Raw genomic sequence first — 642 nt, forward strand, 5'->3', positions numbered from 1 at the left:
CGGGTCGGATTCCGCCGCCGTCAGCAGCGCGCGATGGATGGTGGGCACGGCGGTGTACCAGGTCGGCCGCAGCTCTCGCATCCAGCCGAAGAACGACGGCGCGTCGAAGCCGTCGGTGCAGATCACGCTGGAGCCCGCGGCCAGCGCCGTCAGCAGGCCGGAGATCAAGCCATGGGCGTGAAACAGCGGCAGGACGTTGAGCAGACGATCGTGGGATGTGAGCGACAGCACGCGGCCGGCATTGGTGGCGGACAGGCACACATTGCGATGTGTCAGCGGCACCATTTTCGGCCGTGCCGCCGTGCCCGACGTCAACAGGATGAACGCATCGTCGTCGCCGCGCGAGGCGCCGCCGGTCGCCGCCGGCTCGATCGTCGGCCCAACGAATGCGCAGCCGCCGAGATTGTCTTGCCGCCCCGGCACGAAATCGATCACCGCGATATCGAGCGCCTTGGCGGCCTCGCGGCTCGCCGGGTTCATGTCGGCCCGTGTCACCAGCGCCGTCAGCTTCAAGTCGCTGAAATAGCGTTGCAGCTCGTCAGCCGTCAGATCGGGATTGACGGGGACGCAGGCGCAGCTCGATGCGACCGCGATCAGCGCCAGCGCGCTGTCGGCGCCGCGCGGCAGTGCGACCGCGATCCG

1 protein-coding gene is annotated in these 642 nt (G+C 68.8%); it reads right to left on the reverse strand.

Annotated features, from left to right (window positions below):
- Positions 1-642: AMP-binding protein (locus MOV74_RS39815; protein WP_246933068.1), on the reverse strand; the 642-nt coding region annotated here is incomplete at both ends.

The organism is Bradyrhizobium sp. SHOUNA76, from assembly GCF_023006445.1.
In the GTDB taxonomy this organism is placed as follows: Bacteria; Pseudomonadota; Alphaproteobacteria; order Rhizobiales; family Xanthobacteraceae; genus Bradyrhizobium.